Source organism: Luteolibacter pohnpeiensis, assembly GCF_016595435.1.
GTDB classification, from domain to species: Bacteria; Verrucomicrobiota; Verrucomicrobiia; order Verrucomicrobiales; family Akkermansiaceae; genus Luteolibacter; species Luteolibacter pohnpeiensis.
In genome coordinates this window covers 1-811 of record NZ_JAENIJ010000145.1, presented here as the reverse complement: position 1 = coordinate 811, position 811 = coordinate 1, and the positions used below count along the sequence as shown (strand labels likewise).

Genomic DNA, 811 nt, shown 5'->3' with positions numbered 1-811 from the left:
GACAATGCCGACTACTACGTGTTCGGCACCTACGGCACGACCACGTACTACATGACCTGCTATCTGGATCTGGAAACCGAGGTCATGGGCACCACTCTCGTTCAGAAATCCACCCGTCCGCTCTACAAACCCGGAGCCTTTGCCTTCCAGCGTCCGCCACTGGACCTCGCCGCCAATCTGAAAGCCGCCATGGACTGGATACCGCATGATGGCACCGTGAAACTGGTCGAGCCAGTGACCAACCCCGGCCCTTACCTGGGCAAAGTGGTAAACATCGCCGGTGGCCGAGCCACCTGGGCCGACATGCTAGCCGTGCCAAACGGCCTGACCTGCGTTCTCGAAACTGGCCGCACGACCATCCAGCTAGGAGCGCCACCCGCCTACGGAACCAACAACCTGAACCGTCGCCTGACTGGATCTGCGAAGGACAATCTGGTGATTTAGGTATTCATAGCGATTTCACTTCTGATAAAAGAAAGGTAGCGGGAAATCAGAATGACCACCGAAATGACCACCCGTGGCTATTTTTGGACGTAATTTGAGGCCAAAGTGGTCACTTTATGCGCGAGCAATGTGTGCAATATTAAGGGTTTGGCAAAAAAAGTGAATTTCAGGTTCTAGTGGGGGCAACCCCGTGAAGGTTCGAGTCCTTTCGCGCGCACCATCTTGAAACAAGCAAGTTGCAAAAGGCGAAGGAAACCATTCCTTCGCCTTTGTGGGTCTACACCAAAGATTGGGGATGAGGCTTTTTGTTGAGGTTTTGAGGATGGATTGACGATGGGTTTCAGCCGCATTGGGCGATCACGCGGAG

The 811-nt window shown here is 54.0% G+C and carries 1 protein-coding gene; it reads left to right on the top strand.

The window, feature by feature from the left end:
- Nucleotides 1-444 (top strand): hypothetical protein (locus JIN85_RS20645; protein ID WP_200270020.1); only part of this gene is annotated, 444 nt, incomplete at its 5' end.
- Nucleotides 445-811: the final 367 nt, after the last annotated feature.